This is a genomic window from Formosa undariae, assembly GCF_042427615.1.
GTDB lineage: Bacteria > Bacteroidota > Bacteroidia > Flavobacteriales > Flavobacteriaceae > Formosa > Formosa undariae.
Genome location: NZ_JBHMEZ010000003.1, coordinates 167,848 through 190,885, shown reverse-complemented (window position 1 = coordinate 190,885; position 23,038 = coordinate 167,848). Strand labels below are relative to the sequence as shown.

General features: G+C 31.2%; 22 protein-coding genes. 13 read left to right on the top strand and 9 right to left on the bottom strand.

Translation table 11 applies throughout. The annotated features are described in order from the left end of the window. Positions 1-294: 294 nt before the first annotated feature. Positions 295-1,215, bottom strand: coding sequence for a septum formation inhibitor Maf (locus ACFFVB_RS04275; protein WP_382381476.1), 921 nt, complete (start codon positions 1,213-1,215; stop codon positions 295-297). A gap of 435 nt (positions 1,216-1,650) precedes the next feature. Here ACFFVB_RS04275 and ACFFVB_RS04270 point away from each other — a divergent pair, with 435 nt between their 5' ends. The 4 genes from ACFFVB_RS04270 to ACFFVB_RS04255 all read left to right on the top strand — a co-directional run bounded on the left by ACFFVB_RS04270 (position 1,651) and on the right by ACFFVB_RS04255 (position 7,796). Then, positions 1,651-2,040 (top strand): DUF134 domain-containing protein, encoded by a 390-nt coding sequence (locus tag ACFFVB_RS04270; protein ID WP_382381475.1) that lies wholly within the window; start codon positions 1,651-1,653, stop codon positions 2,038-2,040. A 109-nt stretch (positions 2,041-2,149) separates the two neighbouring features. Continuing rightward, positions 2,150-4,222, top strand: a complete 2,073-nt coding sequence (locus ACFFVB_RS04265) for a hypothetical protein (RefSeq protein ID WP_382381474.1) — start codon at positions 2,150-2,152, stop codon at positions 4,220-4,222. Positions 4,223-4,660: 438 nt separating this feature from the next. Continuing rightward, positions 4,661-6,133: a potassium/proton antiporter gene (locus ACFFVB_RS04260; RefSeq protein ID WP_382381473.1), complete on the top strand. Its 1,473-nt coding sequence runs from the start codon at positions 4,661-4,663 to the stop codon at positions 6,131-6,133. Between the two features lie 352 nt (positions 6,134-6,485). After that, positions 6,486-7,796 carry a leucine-rich repeat-containing protein kinase family protein gene (locus ACFFVB_RS04255; RefSeq protein WP_382381472.1) on the top strand — a complete coding sequence of 437 codons (1,311 nt, stop codon included), beginning with the start codon at positions 6,486-6,488 and terminating at the stop codon, positions 7,794-7,796. Positions 7,797-8,063: 267 nt separating this feature from the next. On the opposite strand, the gene ACFFVB_RS04250 is transcribed toward ACFFVB_RS04255, so the two are convergent. Together ACFFVB_RS04250 and ACFFVB_RS04245 are read right to left on the bottom strand one after the other, a co-directional pair. Continuing rightward, positions 8,064-8,387, bottom strand: a complete 324-nt coding sequence (locus ACFFVB_RS04250; RefSeq protein WP_382381471.1) for a CCC motif membrane protein — start codon at positions 8,385-8,387, stop codon at positions 8,064-8,066. Between the two features lie 4 nt (positions 8,388-8,391). Continuing rightward, entirely contained in the window at positions 8,392-8,688 is a 297-nt protein-coding gene (locus ACFFVB_RS04245) for a DUF2752 domain-containing protein (RefSeq protein WP_382381470.1), read from the bottom strand. Between the two features lie 110 nt (positions 8,689-8,798). Here ACFFVB_RS04245 and ACFFVB_RS04240 point away from each other — a divergent pair, with 110 nt between their 5' ends. From ACFFVB_RS04240 to ACFFVB_RS04230, 3 genes are all read left to right on the top strand, one after another. Further along, on the top strand, positions 8,799-8,999 hold the full coding sequence (locus ACFFVB_RS04240; protein WP_382381469.1) for a hypothetical protein: 201 nt from the start codon (positions 8,799-8,801) through the stop codon (positions 8,997-8,999). A gap of 1 nt (position 9,000) precedes the next feature. Further along, on the top strand, positions 9,001-9,558 hold the full coding sequence (locus ACFFVB_RS04235) for a DUF8465 domain-containing protein (RefSeq protein ID WP_382381468.1): 558 nt from the start codon (positions 9,001-9,003) through the stop codon (positions 9,556-9,558). 116 nt (positions 9,559-9,674) lie between these two features. Continuing rightward, the gene (locus ACFFVB_RS04230; RefSeq protein ID WP_382381467.1) at positions 9,675-10,040 is read left to right on the top strand and encodes a hypothetical protein; all 366 of its coding nucleotides are present in this window, start codon (positions 9,675-9,677) and stop codon (positions 10,038-10,040) included. A 150-nt stretch (positions 10,041-10,190) separates the two neighbouring features. Here ACFFVB_RS04230 and ACFFVB_RS04225 read toward each other — a convergent pair whose 3' ends face one another. Beyond that, entirely contained in the window at positions 10,191-11,648 is a 1,458-nt protein-coding gene (locus ACFFVB_RS04225; RefSeq protein WP_382381466.1) for a TonB-dependent receptor, read from the bottom strand. Positions 11,649-11,742: 94 nt separating this feature from the next. Here ACFFVB_RS04225 and ACFFVB_RS04220 point away from each other — a divergent pair, with 94 nt between their 5' ends. Together ACFFVB_RS04220 and ACFFVB_RS04215 are read left to right on the top strand one after the other, a co-directional pair. Further along, the gene (locus ACFFVB_RS04220; protein ID WP_382381465.1) at positions 11,743-12,504 is read left to right on the top strand and encodes an MBL fold metallo-hydrolase; all 762 of its coding nucleotides are present in this window, start codon (positions 11,743-11,745) and stop codon (positions 12,502-12,504) included. Further along, the gene (locus ACFFVB_RS04215; RefSeq protein WP_382381464.1) at positions 12,504-13,001 is read left to right on the top strand and encodes a hydrolase; all 498 of its coding nucleotides are present in this window, start codon (positions 12,504-12,506) and stop codon (positions 12,999-13,001) included. Before ACFFVB_RS04220 ends, ACFFVB_RS04215 begins: the two co-directional genes overlap by 1 nt. Positions 13,002-13,365: 364 nt before the next feature. Here the strand turns inward: ACFFVB_RS04215 and ACFFVB_RS04210 are convergent, their stop codons facing one another. The 4 genes from ACFFVB_RS04210 to ACFFVB_RS04195 are packed head-to-tail and all read right to left on the bottom strand — an operon-like array spanning position 13,366 to position 17,591. Beyond that, entirely contained in the window at positions 13,366-14,016 is a 651-nt protein-coding gene (locus ACFFVB_RS04210) for an alpha/beta hydrolase (RefSeq protein ID WP_382381463.1), read from the bottom strand. A gap of 1 nt (position 14,017) precedes the next feature. After that, on the bottom strand, positions 14,018-14,344 hold the full coding sequence (locus tag ACFFVB_RS04205; protein WP_382381462.1) for a DUF4870 domain-containing protein: 327 nt from the start codon (positions 14,342-14,344) through the stop codon (positions 14,018-14,020). After that, a complete protein-coding gene (locus ACFFVB_RS04200) occupies positions 14,344-15,603 on the bottom strand; it encodes a dihydroorotase (RefSeq protein WP_382381461.1) in 1,260 nt (419 codons plus the stop codon). Before ACFFVB_RS04200 ends, ACFFVB_RS04205 begins: the two co-directional genes overlap by 1 nt. Continuing rightward, positions 15,600-17,591: a BatA domain-containing protein gene (locus ACFFVB_RS04195; RefSeq protein ID WP_382381460.1), complete on the bottom strand. Its 1,992-nt coding sequence runs from the start codon at positions 17,589-17,591 to the stop codon at positions 15,600-15,602. Before ACFFVB_RS04195 ends, ACFFVB_RS04200 begins: the two co-directional genes overlap by 4 nt. Positions 17,592-17,707: 116 nt before the next feature. Between ACFFVB_RS04195 and ACFFVB_RS04190 the strand changes: the two genes are divergently transcribed. Further along, positions 17,708-19,603 carry a M61 family metallopeptidase gene (locus ACFFVB_RS04190; RefSeq protein ID WP_382381459.1) on the top strand — a complete coding sequence of 632 codons (1,896 nt, stop codon included), beginning with the start codon at positions 17,708-17,710 and terminating at the stop codon, positions 19,601-19,603. 129 nt (positions 19,604-19,732) lie between these two features. On the opposite strand, the gene ACFFVB_RS04185 is transcribed toward ACFFVB_RS04190, so the two are convergent. Next, positions 19,733-20,629 carry a site-specific tyrosine recombinase gene (locus ACFFVB_RS04185; RefSeq protein ID WP_382381458.1) on the bottom strand — a complete coding sequence of 299 codons (897 nt, stop codon included), beginning with the start codon at positions 20,627-20,629 and terminating at the stop codon, positions 19,733-19,735. A 364-nt stretch (positions 20,630-20,993) separates the two neighbouring features. Here ACFFVB_RS04185 and ACFFVB_RS04180 point away from each other — a divergent pair, with 364 nt between their 5' ends. The 3 genes from ACFFVB_RS04180 to ACFFVB_RS04170 are packed head-to-tail and all read left to right on the top strand — an operon-like array spanning position 20,994 to position 22,581. Next, positions 20,994-21,566, top strand: coding sequence for an RNA polymerase sigma factor (locus ACFFVB_RS04180; RefSeq protein ID WP_382381457.1), 573 nt, complete (start codon positions 20,994-20,996; stop codon positions 21,564-21,566). A gap of 2 nt (positions 21,567-21,568) precedes the next feature. Further along, the gene (locus ACFFVB_RS04175; protein WP_382381456.1) at positions 21,569-21,751 is read left to right on the top strand and encodes a hypothetical protein; all 183 of its coding nucleotides are present in this window, start codon (positions 21,569-21,571) and stop codon (positions 21,749-21,751) included. 20 nt (positions 21,752-21,771) lie between these two features. After that, complete coding sequence (locus ACFFVB_RS04170; RefSeq protein WP_382381455.1) at positions 21,772-22,581, top strand: mechanosensitive ion channel family protein; 810 nt, start codon at positions 21,772-21,774, stop codon at positions 22,579-22,581. The last annotated feature ends 457 nt before the right edge of the window (positions 22,582-23,038 follow it).

Genomic DNA, 23,038 nt, shown 5'->3' with positions numbered 1-23,038 from the left:
CTAATGATTCGGAATTGATATTCCGCTGTAGAGCATTAGAAATGTTTCAATCGGAATGATAAAAACTAAAACCTGAAACTTTGATATTTAGTGTTGGAGGATTGTTCATAGCCAGATAGACTTACTATAGAAAATACAGAAGATTATAAAATAATTAGGTGACCTGTTTAAGGTAGATTATATATTATTAATAGAATATAATTTACCTTAAATAATCGTGTTTCAGCTTTATCCTAGTAATTTCTTATTAGTTGTTTAAGCCAGAAATAGATTCCTTCAATTATAGATTATGCTTTATTTTACTAATTTAAGAATATCGCGTTGCGCTTCGTCAGCTACACTTTTCTGATTCCAATACGGTTCGTGTACACTAGATTTCAATACTGCTGTAGTAATTAAATCATCGCCGTTATCTTCTGTCCACTTCATGATTTTATAAGGAAATGAATTTTCTACATCAATTGTTAATGTGCGATCTATATTTACATATGAAATAGTATATTGTATGGTGTTATTAAAAGTTGCTTTGTTAATCATCGCTTTTTCAGCTTGCATGGTTTTATGTGAAAAACGACTGTAAATGGTCGAAGGCATTAATGTCATTTCACCTAGCGTCAGTTCTCCGTTATTAATCCGAATGCGTGTCATAAGATCTTCTTCTAATAGCACGGCAGGTACTATTTTTTCTTCATCTCCATCAGATTCAAAATAAGAGAATTGTTTAAATTGGTAGTTATTCCCATCTAGATTCAGTTGCGTATAAGTTTGGCCGCACCATTCCTGAATGCTAGTGGTCGATTTTAATGTTAGAGGATGTTTTTTAGAATTGATAGGGGTAAAGGTAGATGTGAGTATTGAATAATCGTAAATACCTGTATTAAATTTTCGGACATTGTTAAGTTTCATAACAGAAATCATATCTTCCCCAGCAGTTTTCGGACGATCTAATTTAACTTGCTTGCTTAATGAAAAAGGTTCTGTTACAAAAACTAAAACCACCTCTGCATCTCGCATTTCACCATATCTAGATTGTTTTACATCGTAACTACTAATTTCTGCTTTACCAGAAAACCAATACGAATTAAAATCATGTTGTTTGGGCTTCTCTTTTTTGTTAGGGATAACAGTTTCGGTATTAGTCTCGCTTTTTTGTACAGATTCGCAAGCTAAGAATGAAAATAGAATGGCGAAAAGTAAGATGATTTTAGTATTCATAAATCGAGATTTTAATTTTTATGATTAGAGTGTAGGTTTAATAGTCATAATAATGCTTCATTCCTAACTCACTATAAAGATAAAAAAAAACAAATATTTATAATTAAGGAACTATCGGTTTTAAAGCAGTCAATTTATTTTCATTTTTAGGATTTAAGTTAATCAATGGTTTTATAAATCTAGTTTTAACTTTTTGGAGAAATTACGATCATGCTATAAGTCTGTTCTTATCAAGCAAATTATATAAATTGTTTTTCAGTTGAAAATAAATGTAAATAAAATTATGCATGTGATTGATTTTAAGGGAGATTGCGCGAAAATTAGAATGATGTGCCAAGTTATACATTAAAATATATTGATATCCTTTTAAATTTTATTAGAATAATTGTTTTGATATGAACGCAAGTTCATTATTTTTGCCCAAATTTTAAATAAATGCCACGTCGAAGAAAAAAGAGAAAAGTCGATGCTCCTCCAAGAATGAAGGGCTTTAAGCCTTTTGGAATGCTTGGAAACGATAATGAGCATGTTTTAATGGAATATGAGGAATACGAAACCATAAAATTAGTTATTCATGATGATCTCTCACAAGGTGATGCATCAATTAAGATGGAAGTTTCGAGACCTACACTGACTAGAATTTATAATTCTGCGTTAAAAAAAATAGGTCGGGCGTTCGTTGAAGGAAAGTCTATTATATTTGAGGGTGGTGAATACGAATTCAATTCGGTAGCTTGTAAATGTGATAGATGTTTTGGAAGCATTACTCATACTGAAAAAGGCGCCATATGTAAGAATTGTAAACTTTGTAAGAGAGACGAATAAACCTTATTTAAATAAGGTTAAAAAATATTAATAATTAACTGATTATTTACTTTGTAAAAAATTGTCATTGAAGATACCGTTCTTAGGAGCGTTTTTAATTTAACTACCTATGCTGAATAATTTACCTATTGAGGATCAATATAAAAGAACTCATTTATTTGAAAAAGAGAATGTAAATGATCTTGTTCACGTTTTAAAACGTTTTAATACGGTTCCTAAACTTAATAACATACACATTATTACATCCGAAAAGGAACCTAGAATATTTAAAATTATACCAAATAAGGCTATTGTAATTGGTTCGTTATATTTAAGAAAACCGGTGCTAGCTTTGGTATATTTAAGATATGGTATAGAGTGGCAACTTTGGTATAAGGCGTTAAACGATAAAGAAGAAGATACGGTGTTATGTGATATCGCAGCTTTTGAAGTGGCTAGAATCTTCTATCAATTGTTACCAAAAGAAGATAAAGAGAAGCTAGATAATATAGGTTATACGTTAATAGATTTTATAAAAAATGATGCCGATTCAAGTCCGGAATCGCTTTTAGCTAATGGAGAATTGCAAGGTTTTCATGGTATAAATAACGCTAATAAAGTATTTCAAGACTCTTGGAAACCTATAGTAGAAAATCTAGCTAAGCCCACAGAGTATTTATTAATGTCTGGTGGAGATCTTAGATTAAATATAGACGAAATTGATTTACTAAATAAATATGGGTGCCGCCCATTCCCACGACCTGATGCTTTTACCTTTGCATCTTCTACAGCGACGAGTGTTTCAAATTATGCTTTCGATAAGGCGGCCAAAGTTAGAAGTATCTTAATTAAGGATAGTTTAAAAAATGGTTTTAAAGACACCACAATGTCATATGCCGAATCTTTAAAGAACAATCTTAAAAACCTGTTTGAATTAAATGATGAATGCCAAATTATCTTTTCACCATCTGGTACAGATTCTTCTCTTCAGGTAGCAGCTATTACTCAAATTATAACTGAAAAAGAAATTACACATGTTTTAATCGCATCAGATGAAACAGGAAGTGGCGTGGCAGGTGCTTTAAATGGATGTCATTTTGAGAACACAACAGCACTAAATTTTCCAGTTAAAAAGGGCGATAAAATTGACGGCTTTAGACCTGTCGATATCATTAAAATCCCGTTTAGAGATGAAAGTGGGAAGCTAAAATCTGCAGATCAATTGGATGCAGAGATTCTTGATGTAATCTTAGAAACCAATAAACAAGGCAAACAGATTGTATTACATGTAATGGATCATTCAAAATTAGGATATCAATCGCCTAGTGAAGATATGATGCAAAAGTTAAGTGAAGCAGAAGATCTATCTTTACAAATTGTTGTAGATGCTGCGCAACTGCGATTAGATCCTACTGATATTCAAAATTATTTAAACAAAGATTATATAGTTTCAATTACAGGAAGTAAATATTTTACAGGCCCTCCATATGCCGGTGCATTAATTATTCCAGAACGTATTGGTAAACAAATTGAATCTGCGAAAACACCATTGCCTTCTAGCTTAAACCAATATTATAATCGTTCAGATTGGCCAGCGGCTTGGACGTGCTCTAAAAATTTATCAGTTGGTTTTAATTATGGCTCTTATATGCGTTGGAATGCGGCCATAGTAGAAATGGATAGATATTATAAGACACCCATTTTATATCGTAATTTAGGAATCGAAATGTTCTGTAATTTTATTGAAGATTCTATAAAAGATGCTCCATTTTTGGAACAACTTTATACCGATTTAACTAAAACGGATAGTACTACAGTGCATGAATTCGGAATTAGAAATATACGTACCATTTTTCCGTTCTTCATTATAAAAGATAACGAAGCATTGTCTGTAGATAATGTGAAAAAACTCTATAAATTATTAAACTCCGACATTTCAGAACTGTTTGAAGGCTATCCATTAGAAACGGTTAGATTAGCGGCTCAAAGATGCCATATTGGGCAAGCTGTAAATGTAAAATATGGTAACGATCTTCAAAGTGCCATTCTTAGAATTAGCTTAGGTGCAAGAGTCATTTCAGAAAGTTGGGTAAATAGAGATATAAGCATCTATTTTAGAAATATTGAAGCGCAAATGAATCAAGTTATTGTTATAATAAGAAAAATTGAATTAATACTTAATACGCCTGATTTATTGGATTAGGGTAATTGGGTTATAAAAACCTCAAAACGCACAAGCCAAAAGCATTTTATACGTTCTGGTTTGTGTGTTTTTTTATGCTTGTTTTTTGCGTTCTGGTTTATTTATTAATATACGTATTATAAAAGGTACAAGAGTATCTCCAATAAAGAAAAGCATAAAGAAAAAACAATTAAAAGACATAAAGATTTCTTTAGAGTTTAAGTCTGTTATTTTGGTTTAAAAGGTGTGTGGTTTCATTAAATACTACAAAAGGTATTACCAGAGTTAATAATCTTTATATCAAAAGAAAGGATGTTAATTTTGTTAGATTCTAAAGTAATCGGTGGATTTAAATTTATTTCGAAATAAGAGTGAATTCTTTGAAATGTTTACGGATTTATTTTAGCCCTACTAAATAAATAAACTAAATTTGTTTCGATAGATTTAACAAAGCAAAGCATGAATTTAACTATTGAAAACATACTTTTAATCGGTTCCTTTTTACTTTTTATAAGTATTGTGGTTGGAAAAACATCTTATAAATTTGGTGTACCTACTTTAATACTATTCTTGTCTATTGGAATGTTAGCAGGATCCGAAGGTGTTGGTGGAATTCTGTTTAACGATCCCAAAATCGCTCAGTTTATAGGGGTCGTATCACTAAATTTTATTTTGTTTTCAGGGGGATTAGATACTAATTTTAATGCGGTAAAACCAATTTTAAAAGAAGGACTTGTTTTATCTACTTTAGGGGTTTTACTTACTGCAGTAACGCTTGGAACTTTTGTATGGTATATTACAGATTTTACCATATTCGAAAGTATGTTATTAGGGTCTATCGTATCGTCTACAGATGCGGCAGCTGTATTTTCAATATTGCGATCCAAAAATTTAGCTTTAAAAGAAAACTTAAGACCGACATTAGAATTGGAAAGTGGGAGTAACGACCCCATGGCTTATGTGCTTACTTTAGCCTTTTTATCTTTAGTTATAAATCAAGATCAGGATGTGTTTTCTATAATCTTTATGTTTTTTCAACAAATGATTGTTGGAGGAATTGCAGGTTTTGGATTTGGAAAACTGAGTAAATTAATCATTAACAGAATCACTTTAGATTTCGAGGGACTATATCCTGTTTTAGTAATAGCTCTTATGTTTATTACGTTTTCTGCGACCAATGCGCTTGGAGGAAACGGATTTTTAGCCATTTATATTTGTTCTGTTTATTTAGGGAATCAAGATTTAATTCATAAATCTACGATACTAAAAATGTTCGATGGTATGGCTTGGCTAATGCAAATTGTGTTATTCTTAACTCTAGGTTTATTAGTCTTTCCGTCTCAAATAGTTCCTTATATCGGTGTCGGATTATTAATTTCTGTTTTTCTTATTCTTGTGGCTCGACCAGTAAGTGTATTTATAAGTACGATGTTTTTTAAAATGAGGATGAGAAGACGATTCTATATCTCTTGGGTAGGATTACGTGGTGCAGTACCTATTGTATTTGCAACATATCCGCTTTTAGCAGGAATAGAAAAAGCCAATATGATTTTTAATATTGTATTCTTTATTTCTGTAACGTCAATTTTAATCCAAGGAACCACCTTATCGGTATTTGCGAAGTGGTTAAAGGTAGGCTTACCAGAAAAAATTAAATCCCCATCGGATGATGAGCGTTATATTCTAGACTTGCCTAAATCGGGGATGGAAGAAATATCTATTCCTGAAAATAGTTATGCTGTAGAAAAACGTATCATTGATTTACACTTCCCGAAGTCCGCTTTTATTGTCATGATTAAACGAGATGGTAAATTTGTCCGCCCAGGAGGTTCTACAATTATCGAAGCTAACGATACTTTAGTGTTCCTATTAGATAACGAAAATAGTTTAGAGGAAGTCAAAACCTTACTTGCTAAAAGTGGGAACGAATAATTTTTTTTTAATTCGTAAACACTATACCTTCAATTAAGCTGCTCAATTAGTTTATAGAGGAATCGTATGTCTTGATCACCTTTTAGTTCAGTTGGCGTTTCACACTAGTATGCGTGCGTTTTGGTAATTGCTATAAGCGGATAAATTCCGCTAGAAAGGGGTTAGTACTAAGAGATGATTTACTCTACTTAGGGTAGATCGTAAGCGTATTCGGAGTAATTTCACTAAGTGTTCAATATTTATTTACAATTATACATAGTCATTTTCAGTATTGTAATCACCTTACTTATTCACAGATTTAATTGTTAATTAAAGTCAATAATACTTAAGTTTGCATCCTAATATTTTGGATATGACGCATACTTTAGAGGCATTAAAATCAGGGCAATTAAAAGGAACTAAAACACTAAAATTAGCCTGTGGTTTAAAGACATTTCCGGAAGAAATATTAGAACTTGCCGATACTTTGGAGGTATTAGATTTGTCAGATAATCAGTTAGCTTCTATCCCAGAGTGGATTTCTCAATTCAAAAAATTAAGAATTATATTCTTTGCACGTAATAAATTCACCGAATACCCTGTGATATTAGCGCAATGTCCTGAATTGAATATGATTGGATTTAAAACAAATCAGATTCAAACGGTGGCAGGCCACGGATTTCCTCCAAAATTAAATTGGTTGATTTTAACCGATAATAAAATTGAAAAATTACCTAAAAGTATTGGTGATTGTACATTACTTCAAAAATGTGCGTTGGCAGGAAACCGTATCGAAACGTTGCCCAAAGAAATGTCTAATTGTAAAAATCTGGAGCTCCTTAGAATTTCGGCGAATCGTTTAAAAGAAATTCCAGAATGGTTGTTTGAATTGCCTAAATTATCATGGATTGCGTTTAGTGGAAATCCGGGCACCTATAAATTTCAATTGGATACTAATTTGGAATCGTTTCATTGGGGCGATTTTACGATTAATGAATTGTTAGGAGAGGGAGCTTCAGGATATATTTCTAAAGCAAAGTGGATTTCTAGAGAAGAAGATGTGGCCATTAAGGTTTTTAAAGGAGATGTAACGAGTGACGGATTACCAGACGATGAAATGAATGTTTCCATTGCTGCTGGTGCTCACGATAGTTTAATTGAAGTTTTAGGAAAGATTAAGTCGCATCCAGAAGATAAAAGTGGTTTAATTATGAAACTGATTTCTCCTGCCTTTGTTAATTTAGGTAATCCGCCAAGTATGGAAAGCTGTACACGAGATGTTTTCGATGCCCAGTCTCTGTTTACTAGTGAAGAATTGCTGAAAATTGCAAAAAGCATGGCATCCGTATGCTATCAATTACATGGTAAAGGAATTAACCATGGGGATTTTTATGCGCATAATATATTGGTTAATACTACAGCAGATTGTCTTTTAGGTGATTTTGGAGCTGCTACTTTTTATGATAAAAATTCAGTCTGGTCCAATACTATAGAGCGTGTTGAAGTCCGTGCTTATGGCTGCTTGATAGAAGATCTTTTAAACTTAATACCAGATCATTCTATGGATGGCACCACTCGAAAATCTTGGGATAAATTAGTTTTAGATTGTTTTAATCCAGACGTAAAATCTCGTCCGAGTTTTTCTAAAATTTCTGAAAGGCTAGAAGATGTTCTTTATAAGTAAAATTGAAAAACAGGGTCGTTTTTAATTGTATATCAGATTCAATAAAAGGTATTGAGAAAGAAAGTGACGTATGATATGGTTCACTTTTGTAACAGTGTAATATTTTATTTTAGTCATATTCTTTGACTTAATTTACACTTTTGAGAAGGAAGCAGTACAAATAAGAAAAAGCTGAACAGACTTGAAATTGTTCAGCTTTAAATAATTTTTTAATAATACTCCGCATAGTTTATATGCCACTATGCGACGTTTCTAAATAACCGCTACTTAATCCTCATAACGATTCTCATTCATAATTTCCTGAGTTTGTTCAATCAAAACATCCCAGTCCGTTGTAGAAACTGTATACACGGTATAAATAAAATTTAAGGCACAAATAATTAAAATAATCATGGTTACCGTTTTGGCATCACTCATACCTTTAACATTGTCGTAATTTTCAGGATTAAGGGTAACTTCTTTTAATTTTGTGTGAGCCATGTAAAATGCTATTCCCGCAGGGATAACACCTAAACCCCCAAAGCAACAGCATAAAAGTCCAAGTCCGGCAAGCACATATATTGTTGTAGTCTTTAAATAAATTCTTTCCATAGTATTAATTAATGTTTGTAGTTGATAGTTTTATAAAATAACTGATTAAAATAATGGCAATATTAATTATAAATAGCCATTTCTTAATAGCCTCTTGGTGTTTAATAGTTCTAAAAATAGTAACGATTAGAAAAATGACTAAAATTAATAAAGTGTAAATTGCGGGATACATTTTAAATGCTTCTATTAACTGACCATTGTAAATTAAGGAGATCGCACGTTGTAGTCCGCAACCTAGGCAGTCGTAGCCAAATAGCTTCTTAGTAAGACAAGGTAACATGTAATCTTCAATAGAAGACATATAAGGTTTCGTTTAGGACTACAAATATAGTATTATGCATTTTATACGTAAGAAAATGAAACTACTTTATTTAAAATTGTAATTTTGACTTTTAATTCGAAACTGAACCCATGAAAACTTCTCAAACATTAAATTATATCTTAATTATTTTCGGAATACTTGTGGCTATGTACGCCAAGGTGAACGATTCGGAAAACACTTATCTCTTAATTTTAGGTATTTGTAGTTTATTATTTGGTGTGTTTAAAATATCCCAAACTATACCAAGTAAAACAGAAAAAGAAAACGATTTTAATACTGAAGAGGAATAATATGAGTTTTAAGAAAGGAGATACCGTTTCTGTTTTAGATGAAGATATATCTGGCGTTGTTTTAAAAGTTGGTGGAAATACTATTTCAGTTGAAACTGAAGATGGATTTATATTGAATTTTGAAGCGCATGAACTCATTAAAATTAAATCTGAGAAAGGTTTAGATTCAGATTTGTTTTTTAACAATCCGTCGGTTCATGTCATTTCAGAAAAAGAAGAATACAAGCCTAAAAAATCGGTTCGAATTAAACCTAAGGAACGTTTTGAACCGACTATGGAAGTCGATTTACATATCCATAATCTCACTAAATCGACAAGGAGCATGGGGAATTACGATATGTTGACGTTACAATTGGAAACAGCGAAACATAAGTTAGAGTTCGCAATGAAAAACAGAATCCAAAAGGTGGTGTTTATTCATGGAGTTGGAGAAGGTGTCCTTAAAATGGAATTGGAATATTTATTTAATCATTACGATAATTTAAAGTTTTACGATGCTAACTATCAAAAATATGGGGTAGGAGCTACTGAAGTTTATATTTTTCAGAATGGAAAATAAGTAACCTTTTAAAGATAAAATAATTGATAATGGTTAAACAAAGATTGGTCCTGAATTTTGACACAATATGGAGTGCAAAATTATATTTATTTTTTAAGAAATCAATTTGGAAATATGTGATATTAACAATCATTATGGGGTTCGCATTGCCAATAAATGAAATGAGCCCAATACTATCTGGTATGGTGTATTTTATTGCTGTTATGGGTTTACTATGGCCTTTACAGTATTTAAGCGCGAAACGATTTAGTAAATTAATTAATTTTGATGCATTGGTCGAGTTTAACGAACATGAAATTAAAGTATGTCATAATAATAGTGATACGATTGACGTTAAAGATTGGAATTGGATAAATACTATCGATGTTAAAAAAGATAGAGTTTGGTTAACTTTAAATGAAGCAAGACCATTTGCGATCTCAATACCAACATCTAAATTATCTCAATCTGAAATTGATTTTTTCAAATCCAAAAAAGTTTAATCTAAAATTGCATATAAATTGAAATCAATTTAAAATGTTAAAGCATTAGTTTTTAGTTTTAAATAATTGTTTTCTAAAACATTATAACCACAAAAAAAAAGCGACCATATTTTTAAAATATGGTCGCTTTCGTATATAAGATATTTTAGTTTATTCTTTGATTTCTTTTATGCTATCATCCGAGACACAACTAAATAAACACTTTTGTTTTATTAAGCTAGAGACTCCTTCTGGCAACATGGCTTCCCAACCTGGTTCGTTATTAGCGATCATTCTTAATACTTCTCTAGAGAATACAGATAAGATGGTCTGATCGTAATCCGTGATATCTACAACTTTACCATTGTATTTAAAGAACTTGTACAATTCTTTCATACGTGGGTGTACTTTTAAGTTTTCACTATCTGTTAAATGTCCATTTTCGTCTGTCATTGGATACAGATATACACGAAGATCTTTAAAGAATAATTTTCCGAAAGCTTCCAGAATTCCACCACTTAAATGGCGGTAATATTTTTCATCGAATATATCGACTAAATTATTTACTCCCATAGCTAATCCCATACGGTTCTTAGTATACTGAGAGAAATATTCAACTAATTTATAATACTCTTGAAAATTAGATATTAAAACGGTTTGTCCTAAAGAACATAATAGTTTTGCACGATCTAAGAAATCTTGCTCATCAATCTCACCTTCGGCACGTAAATTAGATAAGGTAATTTCAAAAATAACTTGCGTGTTATTCTCATCGACCTTATTCTCTTTAATAAACATTTCATACGATTTATGAAACATATCCATATTCACTTTCGTTACCGGTCTATAACTACCACGAAGTGCTAAAATATTTTTCTTGTAAAGAATACGCGCAGGTAAAACATTATTTCCAGCAGGATCAAACATTACGGCATCTGTCATTCCGTTTTTTACCAATTGTAAACTCATTAAACGATTATCTACGTTTTCGAAAATAGGTCCAGAGAAATTAATGGTATCAATTTCTATCTGATCTTTATCTAAATGATCATACAAATAACGAAGTAATTTTTTAGGCTCGTTATATTTATAAAATGCACCGTAAATTAGGTTTGTTCCTAAAACACCAAGGGTCTCTTGTTGCAACCTAGCATCCGATTCTTTAAAACGAAGGTGCAATGAGATTTGATTGTATTCTTGATCTGGTTCTACTTGATAACGCAGTCCAACCCAACCGTGGCCTTTAAATTGTTTTGCAAAATCGATGGTAGTTACCGTGTTTGCAAACGAAAAGAACATTTTATTAGGGTGCTTATCTCTAGTAATACGTTCTTCAATTAAACGAATTTCGTGATCTAGCATTTTCATTAAACGCGCCTCAGTTACATATCTACCATCTTTTTCGACGCCATAAACAGCATCACTAAACGATTTGTCGTAAGCAGACATTGCTTTTGCTATGGTTCCTGAAGCTCCACCAGCCCTAAAGAAATGACGAACGGTTTCCTGTCCTGCACCTATCTCCGCAAACGTACCATAAATATTTTCGTTTAAATTAATTCGAAGAGCTTTCGTTTTCAGGGAAGGTATGTCATTAACTTTTCTGTCTCCTTTTAGGGTGATTTCCATGTTTAAATGTAGATTTGTATGTGTTTAACAAAGATATCAAAATAGCCTACTTAACAAAAAAATAACCATATTTTTGTACTAAATTTTTACACTTTTGAAAATCACTTTTTTAGGTACTGGAACATCACAAGGCATCCCAATAATAGGGAGTAAACATCCTGTTTGTTTAAGTGAAGACCCGAGGGACAAACGGCTTCGCGTTTCTGTTTTAATTGAATGGGATAATTTTTGTTATGTCGTAGATTGCGGCCCCGATTTTAGACAGCAAATGTTAAGTAACGCTGTCGAAAAAATAGACGGGATTTTATTTACTCACGAACATTCAGATCACACGGCTGGCTTGGATGATATTCGTCCGTTTTTCTTTCGTCAAGGCGATATAGATCTCTATGCTCACGAACGGGTTTTTAATGAACTAAAACAACGTTTCGATTATATTTTCACTACAGAAAACAAATATCCTGGGGCACCTAATGTAGAATCCCATATTATTACAAATAGCCCATTTTCTATAGGTAATATTGAGGTTGTACCTATAAATGGACAACATTTTAAATTACAAGTTTTTGGATTTAGATTTAAGGATTTTGCTTATTTAACAGATATGAAGACTGTGGAAGAAGATGAAATTGAGAAGTTAAAAGGCGTGAAAGTTTTAGTGATAAATGCACTTAGAAAAGAACCACATATTTCACATTTTAATTTAGAAGAAGCCTTAGAGTTTATTAGCAAAGTAAAGCCTGAGCGTGCGTATTTAACACACATTAGTCATTTACTTGGGTTTCATGAAACCGTTCAAAACGAATTACCAAACAACGTATTTTTAGCATACGATAATCTCCAAATCACAATATAATGAAGCAAAAAATTTTCATGTACCTGTTTTTATTTTCATTACTCCTTATTTTATTTCAATACGTAAACGCAAAAAATGTATTCGAGGATGATATACGAACGATTGAAAAAAGTAAAGCGAGGGTCGAAGCCTTAACAGATTCGATAGCGGTTTTAAATGATAAGAATTTAGATTTATCTTATTTTAATATCGAACATAATGAAGATGCATATACCTATTTTGAAAATAAAGGTTTAGATGTGCCTGCATTAATTCCGTTTATTAAAGACGAAATTTACAAGCAAAATGTAAAAGGAGGAAACCCTTTAATTCCATATGCGGCTAATGAAGGTAAATCCATGCTAATTAATTCGATTAAAATATTAAATCATAAATGGATAATCACCGATTTTTCAGATGGTATTTTCTGGGGAGAACTTCTTCTTAAATACGAAGTCATTAATCAGAATGATGTAACTTTTGAAGTTATAGATTCTTTATTGTATCCGCTACAGTAATATTGTATTACTTGTTTTATAATATATTAAAAGTGTTTTGAAAATCATATGTTACGTGATTTTCAAAACACTTTTAAATTTAAGCCAATCTCATATAGGCTACTTACAATAACTACTATGCGTGAAATCTATTTTTGTTGCGTTTTCTCCTTTCTTAAGGATTTATAATAATCAAAGAAAAAACCAATAGTGACTAAAAACCAAACGAATCTATAAAGCCAGATGTTTATTTCGAATGTTAAAATTCTATCCGTTGTGGCATCGTTAAAAAAGCTATAAATAACCTGTATTAATGCTATAATACCTAAAATTAAAGAGAACAATTTGTTTTTCATAACCACATTTGAAATTTCTATTTTATAATCTAAATCAATTTAGATAACCACTGTTTTAAGTCATAGAAGTTTTGTGGTGCTACACCATGGCCAACAGGATATTCATGGTATTCGTGTTTAATTTCTAATCCATCTAAGATGCTAGGCGTTTTTCTTGCCCAATCTACAGGAATCACTTGGTCTACACTCCCGTGAGAACAAAAGAAATTTAGATGCTTATAGTCTTCAAGATTATTGTTTTTAGGTAATAATTCTGTGTTTATATAGCCGCTTAAAGCGATAATATTATTTACTTGTTCAGGGTAAGTTAAGGCCACAGCATAACTTAAAATACTACCTTGACTAAATCCTAAAAGGGTAACATTATCTTTATTAACAGGATAACCGTCTACGGCTTCATCTATAAATTTGGAAATTAAATCTCTAGAGGTACGTGCTTGGTCATCGTCACTCCATTTTCCATTCACTTCATCAAAATTAATAGCGTACCACGCATTTCCTTGTGGTTGCATGGCAAAAGGTGCACGTACAGAAATTATAAAAAGTTCTTCTGGTAATTCTGAAGCAAATGAAAACAAATCGTTTTCGTCGCTACCATAACCATGAAACATAATTAAAAGTGGTGCATTTTCCTTCAATGTTGAAGGGCGGGTAATGTGATATAAACTAAGGTCTTTCATTTTATCTAACGTTTCTAAACCATTCTTGAAAATATTCGCCAATATAAGGTATTGGTTTCATCTGTCCTTTAATTACATAATAGAAAGCATAAAGCCAACCTGCAGCAGAAAGGAACCAAAACATGGTACCAAGCCAACTGTTTATATATTTTTCAATCATATTGGCAACAATAACCATAATTACTAAGCCTAGCATTTGTCTTATATGGAAAGAGGTAAACGGGTTTCGTTTTTCAAGATTCATTATTATGGCAATAATTAATCCGATAAAAGTTAGATAACTTATTACGGCTAAATTTTTACCTTCATTCACGGTTTGGTCTATCATTATTTTGTGTTTAATACAAGTTGATTATTACTAAGGATTCCGTAGGCTTTACCTTTTAATTTGGCCCCTTCGAAAATGGCATTTTTAGATTTGGATAGTATATCTTCTCTAGTAAATGTGTATTTGGTGTCTGGATTAAATAACGTGATATTTGCAGAATTACCTATGTTTATAGGAGTGCCTACTGTACTAAAACGTTGCTTTCCTTTAGTTAAAATATCGATTGTTTTCTTTAAAGAAAAGATGCTTTGTAAAGCACCAAAAGCACTTTCTAATCCAATAGTTCCGTAAGCAGCATAATCGAATTCTACTTTCTTTTCTTCAATGTTAAATGGATTATGATCGCTAGTAACCATATCTATAGTGCCATCTTTTACACCTTCAATTAAAGCATCAATATCACTTTGAATACGTAGTGGAGGTAATACTTTATAATGTGTATTGAAATCGTTTAAAACACTATCATCGAAAAACAGATTATGAATAGCCACACTACAACTTATATCTAGTTTTTTCGCTTTAGCATCACGAATAAGTTCAACAGATTTTGCTGTAGATATGGTAGGAATATGAAGTTTACCACCTGTATATTCCAATAAAAATAAATCGCGAGCAATTTGTAGTTCTTCGGCAATAGACGGAATACCTTTTAATCCTAAAGAAGTACTTGTTATGTTTTCATTCATAACACCTTTTCCTGCAATTTTATTATCTTGAGGGAAGGAGCATACTAATCCGTTAAAATTACTCGCATATTGCAAAGCAATTTTCATAAGATTTGCATTAGTAATAGGTTTCATGTAATCGTAATAGGCTACAGCTCCAGCATTTTTCATGTCGTATAACTCTGCTAAATCTACACCTTCACTTTCTCGAGTTAATGCTCCAATTGGTAATAATTTTACCGCATTGTTGTTCGATTTGCTTGTTACAAAAACAATGTCGCTATTGGTATCTATAATAGGATGACTATTAGCATTTAATGCCACCGTAGTGAAACCAGAATACGCTGCTGTTTTTAGTCCGTTTGCTATGGTATCGCGTTGTTCTAAGCCAGGTTCACCAAAACTCACACTACTATCAAACCAACCTTGAGAGATATGGAGATTATCGAGTGCGATTTCGTTGTAGTTTTTAGGGTTTTCTAAAGATTTTCCAATGTTGGAAATACTGCCTTTTTCTACTAAAATATCAAGAGTTTGGTTATGAAACTCACTTTTAGTATCAATTATAGTTGCAGATTTTATAAGTACGTTCATTTAAAAAATTTTAAGATGAGCATTTCAATAATCAAAAAGGCTAATGCAAAAATAGTAAACCATTTCCATAGCTCATTAATTTTTGTATTACTTTTTAACGTGTCGAAAAGGCTCGGTATAGAATCACTGATGGTTACATTTTTAAGCGTAGAAAGATCTTGATACACTAAATTACTCTCGGCGCGATTATAGTTAAAACTGATATTTTTAATCGCTTTTAACTTGTTTTCAATATTGAAAATTCCTGAAGACTCAGGTCGCTCTTTTGTAATTACACTCACTTTATTATTAAAATAGTGTTGTCGTGGAATAAATTGCTCTTGCTCGTTTGTAATCGAAATAATATCGTCTTGATTTAAGGATACATCTACATCAAAAGTATTTTGAGTTCCAATTGTATAATACAGTTTTGGGTGCTGTAAACTACGCATTGCTATTTTGTAAAATGACGGTACAATTAATGCCCAACTTTTAAAATTAGAGGCATCCGCGTTTATTGGGGATGTAAAAAGAAATACATTTGAGAATTGCGTTAAAAAAGGTTTACTATCTTCAAAACTTAAAGCAATACTTCCTGTATTCTGGCTAAGGTTAAAATACTGATTCACTTTAGGATATTGAAAATTTTTCACCTGTTTTTCAAACACATCATCCTTATAAATAGGGTGAGAATAATTAATTGTAGTAATTTGTTTTTCAGATGTTATAAGTGATTCAAATTTTGTTTGATAGTTAATCAATAATGAGTTGTAAGCGTTTATATTGGCTTGTTCTGAAGGAATAATAATTAAATTTCCACCTTGATCTGTAAACGCTTTTAAACTATTTATAAGATTTGTAGGTATATCTTTCAATTCATTTAAAACAATGGTGTTTTGGTTTTCAATGATATTATAATCTAATTGATTTGCTAAAATTGAAGTGAATTTAAACTCATCTTCAGAATAAATTTTACTTAAATACCCATCATCTCCATCTGTTATACTTAATACATTCACTTTAGATGGTGTATTTATATTAAAGAATAAAGTGTTGTCGAATTGTAATCCATTATCTTCAATACTAAATGTACCTTTAATAACGTCTTTACTCGGAACTGTAAATTGTATTTCTGCTTGTTCTGTAATAGATACCGCAGATTTTGCGATTAATTTATCAGCGTTATGTAAAGCAACCGATATATTGTTCACTGGAGTTCCAAAGTTTTTTAATACCAATGTTAATTCCGTTTGATTCGGATTGTTTTTAGAAAAAAACACACTATCTAAAGCGACATTGTTTGTGTTTGTAGGTGTTAATTTTACTAAGTTTATTTGAGTTAATGAATCTGTTTCAGCAGTAAAAGGTTCCTCCATTTGTTGAAAATCAGAAATAAAAATAAGTTGTTTATTTTCTGTTGAAGTTGTACTAAGTAAAGATTTGCATTTTAAAAGTGCCGCTTTATAAGACAATGGATTAGAAGCATAAGGCAGTTGCAATAGTTCTTTTTTTATCGCCTTTAAGGTGGTGTTTTTATAAACGGCATTATGAGTGACCAAAGTTACCGTTTTGTCAAAATCTGTTTCGGAGATTAAATGGTGTACGGCACGTTTTAATAAATCGCCTTGAGGGCCTTTTTGTTGTAAACTGAATGAATTATCTAAGAAAATAACGGTCTCCTTAGCGGTCTTTGCATTATTCTTGTTTGTTGTAAAAGGTTGTGCAAATGCAAGAATAAGACATGTTAAAAGTAATAAACGTGTCAATAAAGTGAGCCACTTCTTAATTTGGGAACTTTTTCGTGTTTGCTGAGAAACTGTTTTTAAAATGGCAACATTGGTAAATGCTTCTTTTTTAAAACGTCGGAGCTGAAATAAGTGAATAATAATAGGAATAAGTAATAAAAATAGAGCGTAAAGAAGTTCTGGGTGTTTAAACTGCATTCCTAAAATATGTTTGTCAAAGATAATAATTGCATGCAGAATTAATAAGAATATTTTAAAATTCAATTAAAAATTTAGTTTTGCCTGTAATCGGGCATTTTTCTTTTAACAAAACCTTATATTCATTTTTTTGTAACAGATTGTACCTTTGAGATACAAATAGAAAAACCAAATAACAATTCATGAAAAATCATTTTTTAGCCTTAACATTTGCGAGTGTCGTACTTGTAGGTTGTGGCTCTACTAAAAACGTTTCTAAAGACGATTCGGCTTTAAAAACTCCGATTGCGACGTCTATTAATTTAACAAAAGTTGTAAACGATAAAGCCCCAGTAATTATAAATCCTGGACGTTTTACTCAAGATACAGTGACTTACAGATTACCTCGTGTTGTACAAGGCACATATTCTATAAGTGATTTCGGAAAATATATAGACGATTTTAAAGCTTTCGATTATAAAGGTGTAGAAATTCCTACTAGTAAACTAGACGTGAATTCTTGGTCTATAGCAAATGCTTCAAATTTAGATTATATAACTTATAATGTGAATGACACGTTCGATATTGAAGAAGAAGGTGGAATAGGTGGAGAACAGCCATTTTCTCCGGCAGGAACAAATATCGAAACAGATAATTATGTGTTGAATTTACACGGATTTATAGGATATTTCGATTCTCTAAAAAATAACCAATATACTTTAGATGTAACTGCTCCGGCTTCATTTAAGCGTTCTTCTGCATTAGAAAAAGTTAAAGATACGCCTAGTGAAGATGGTAAAGTTATCACTACAAGTTACGCCGCTCCTAGATATTTCGATATTACGGATAACCCGATGATGTATGGCGATTTAGATGTTGAAGAGTTTCAAGTAGGCGATATTAAAATTGTTTTAAGTGTGTATTCTCCAACAAAGGCGCATAATGCTAAGAAATTGCGCGAGACCATGGAAAAAATGATGCAAGCGCAAAAAGCATTTTTAGGTGATATTAATTCTACACCACGTTACGATATCTATTTGTATTTAGCTGGAGATGGCGAAGGGCAACCCAAAGGTTTTGGAGCTTTAGAGCATAATACGTCTACTGTGGTTGTACTTCAAGAATCTGAATCTGAAGCATCTTTAGACGAAAGTATGATTGATGTGGTATCTCACGAATTCTTTCATATTGTAACACCTTTAAGTGTCCATTCTGAGGATGTTCATTATTTCGATTATAACAATCCGACATTTTCTAAACACCTTTGGATGTACGAAGGAATTACAGAATATTTTGCAACTTTATTTCAAGTGCAGGAAGGTTTAGTAGATGAATCTAAGTTCTATTCGACATTAGTAGATAAAATTAGTATGTCGTTACGTATGGACGATACCATGAGTTTTACTAAAATGAGTGAAAATGTTATAGACGAGCCTTATGCATCTAACTACTTTAATGTTTACCAAAAAGGGGCATTAATAGGTATGTGTCTCGATATTATAATGAGAGAAGAAAGCAATGGAGAACGCAGTGTGTTATCTTTAATGAAAGAATTATCTCTTAAATACGGAAGCAATAAACCATTTAATGATGACACGATTATAGATGAAATTATTACGATGACATATCCTGAAGTTGGTACGTTTTTAGAGAAACATGTTGTAGGAACAACACCAATAGATTATAACGTATATTTTGATAAAGTAGGATTAATTGAAGCTGAAGCTAAGGTTGAAACTAATATTTTATTAAATAACGGAAATCTAATTTTAGGCGGAGATCCTGTAAAAAGAGCCATCTTTTTTAGCGATTTAGTTTCTGATAATAGTTTTTGGAATGATAATGGCGTGTTACCAAACGATGTTATTAAGAGTGTAAATGGGGACGAAATGACCATTTTAAATGCGAATGAAATGCTACAGAAGATGATATCTATTCAGCCTGGTCAAGATATTGAAGTGGTATTAGATAGAAATGGAGAAGACGTTATTATTAAAACTAAATTAACAAAAACGTACACAACAGGAACCGTATTACAACCTAATCCTGATGCTACAGCAGATCAAAATGAATTACGTAAAGCGTGGTTAAAAGGCTAAACGTATTTTAAATATTTTGTAAAAAGGTTCATAACATTCATGTTGTGAACCTTTTTTTTGTTCTAGTAACTAACGATGTTAATTAATATTTTTAAAGGTTGCTATTCATATGTAATACCAAACAACAGTTTATTTTCTTGGATGATATTTCTCGACGACTTCGGTTAAATGTTTTTTGTCAAGGTGTACATAAATTTCGGTAGTGGTAATGCTTTCATGTCCTAATAACAACTGTATGGATCTTAAATCGGCATTATTCTGAAGTAAATGTGTAGCAAACGAATGTCTAAAAGTATGCGGAGATATTTTCTTACCTAAATCTATTTTCACCGCTAATTGTTTAATAATTGTGAAAATCATGGCCCGTGTGAGTTGTTTACCTCGACGGTTCAAAAACACGGTATCTTCATGTCCTGGCTGTATATTTAAATGTGGACGTACTTGCTCCATATAAATAGTTATGTATTTTATGGTCGAAGGTACTATTGGTACAAAACGCTGTTTATCGCCTTTTCCCGTTACATTTATAAAACCTTCATCAAAATATAAGTCAGATATCTTAAGATGCGTTAATTCACTTACACGTAATCCACAGCTGTAAAGCGTTTCTAGCATGGCACGGTTGCGTTCCCCTTCATTAGTCGATAGATCTATAGCTTCTATTAAACAATCGATATCGTCTTCAGTTAAGGTGTCTGGCAATTTGCGACCAATTTTTGGCGATTCAATTAATTCTAAAGGATTATCAGGACGGTAATCTTCAAAAATTAGATAGTCGAAAAAACTACGAAGCCCAGAAATTAAGCGGGCTTGAGATCGTGCGTTTAACGATTTAGCCGATTCGTAAATAAATTGCTGAATTAAATCTGTAGGAATGGAAATAGGAGAGATGTTTAATGCCTTTAGCTCTAAAAATAAAATCAATTTTCTAACGTCTAAAACATAACTATTTACAGAGTTTGTAGATAATCCTCGTTCTATTTTTAAAAATAAACTGTAATCTTTTAAGGCATTTTCCCATTTCATGCTTAAAAGTAGAATAAATATCACAATCTCGAATTATTAAATTGATATTTTAAGTAGAATTAAGCTAAACGAAATAAGGTTTAATTTGAAGGGATACTATTTAAAAACATTTTATAATGAAAATTGTATGTATCTATGCTTTTAAACGACCTACGAGATAAAAATTAGCGTAGGTAATACGTGGTGAAATAATGAATTAACGATCCAGACTATTTTATAGCCATTACCAACCTTATATTATTAAGTTTGCAGAACTTTTTAAAACGCATTTATTTTATACACATTCTTTTAATTAAAGTTACTTTTTAATGTGACTTTAATTAAAAGCGTGTGTCTTAATAGGCATATACATCACAACCCAACCTTGAACGAATTACAAACAGACAGCTTATTAAGCGACGAGAATCTTGTCGCAGAGATAGTTAGAACTAAAAGTTCTGAGCTGTTTTCGGTTGTTTATGATAGATATTCTGAAATAATATATAATAAATGCCTTAGTTTTGTAAAGAACAATGAGGAAGCTCAAGACCTAACCCATGATATTTTTGTAAAACTATTTGTTAAAATTAAAACGTTTAACAATCAGTCAAAATTCTCCACATGGTTATATTCCTTTACATATAATCACTGCGTAAGTTATTTACAAAGAGATTTGAATAAAAGAAAGAAAAAAATTCTATTTACAGACGATGAGAATCAGCTTGATTATTTACATGATGAGATAGATGATGAACAAATTTTTAATTTGGATTACGAAAATTTCGAAAAAGCTATTGATTTAATCGATCCTAATGATAAAATTTTATTGTTCATGAAATATCAAGATGATATGACGATAGAAGAAATAGAACTTGCCTTAAATTTAGGTAAAAGTGCGGTTAAAATGAGGTTAAGTAGAGCCAAAAGTAAATTAATAAAAATTTATAATCAATTGTAATTTTGGGAAACCCATTTAAAAAAGTAATTAATAATGAAAAACTTCCTGATTTAATCAAGAAGAAGGTGCTTGACGACATAAATGTCATCAAGCTGGCATTAGATGTTGCGGATTTAATTGTAATTAAGTTTCCGGATACCATAGGTGATATTTTAAAAAATAAGAATCAAAACAAAAAACAATAATTAATAAACTATAGTGAGTTATGAATACAGAAATAAATTTTAACCTTTTAGATAAATTAATTGAAAATATATATACTTTTTTACCGAAGGTTGTTTTTGGAATTCTGTTTATTATAATTAGTTGGATACTTTTAAAACTAATTCTTTTTGTAGTCAAAAAATCATTAAAATTTGCGAGAATTGAGACACTAACCAAAAAAATAAATGAGCTTCCAATTTTAGATTCTGCTATAAAGATTAAACCCGAAAAAATTATTCTGGTCTTTGTAAAATTGTTTCTAATATTAGCTTTTATCATTATCGGATCCGAAATTTTAAATTTAAGTCTGGTCTCTAATGAAATAGGTAAATTGATTAATTATCTGCCTAAGTTTTTTAGTGCTTTAGTTATTTTAATATTCGGATTGTACGGCGCGAATTATTTAAAAAAAACAGTTCAGACGTTCTTGAAAGCGGTGGATATTAATGGCTCAAAAGGGATAAGCAATATTATTTTTATAATTGCTTTTATTATGGTGGCCATTATGGCGCTTAATCAAGCAGGCTTTAATACAGATATCATTACGAGTAATTTGTTACTCATATTAGGAACTGTAATGGTTTCTTTTGCGATTGCTTTCGGGTTAGGAGCGAGAGATGTTATCTATAGACTTTTATTAGGGTTCTATAGTAAAAGAAATTATTTTGTAGGGCAAAGAATTGTTTTAGACGACAAAGAAGGTGTTGTCTTTAGTATGGATAACATAAGTATTATAGTGAAATTTCAAGATAAAAAAGTAGTATATCCAGTTAAGTATATAGTAAATAGTAAGATAGAAATAATCGATTAATTTTTCGTAAAAAACATTAATTTTTTGAGTGACCATTTTGATTTTATGCGTCATAATAATATATACAGAATTTAATGGGTCATATTACTATAATAAATTATTTGCAGGTATTCTATATTGCTATTTTAGTAATTGGAGTGGTTTTAATTTCTTTGCTTTATTTTAAAGTATTTAAAGATAATAAGAGGTCTTCTAAGGATTATAAGCTTATTTTAAAAGAAAATATAATCAAAACCAAAAAAGAGGATAGAATAGGTTAAACCTAAAATTCTATTTTTATATCAAGTTTGCTTCAGAATAATTTAATAAGTATTTGAATTCATAATTAAAAATAAAGTAGCCTAAAAGTTCCAAAAGGTGAGAGACTAAACATTGGTGAGTATACGTTTTTTAATGCTTGAGACGATTTTTAATTGAATTACGACATAAGATTCCAACACTTCAAAAAAAGGGGAGT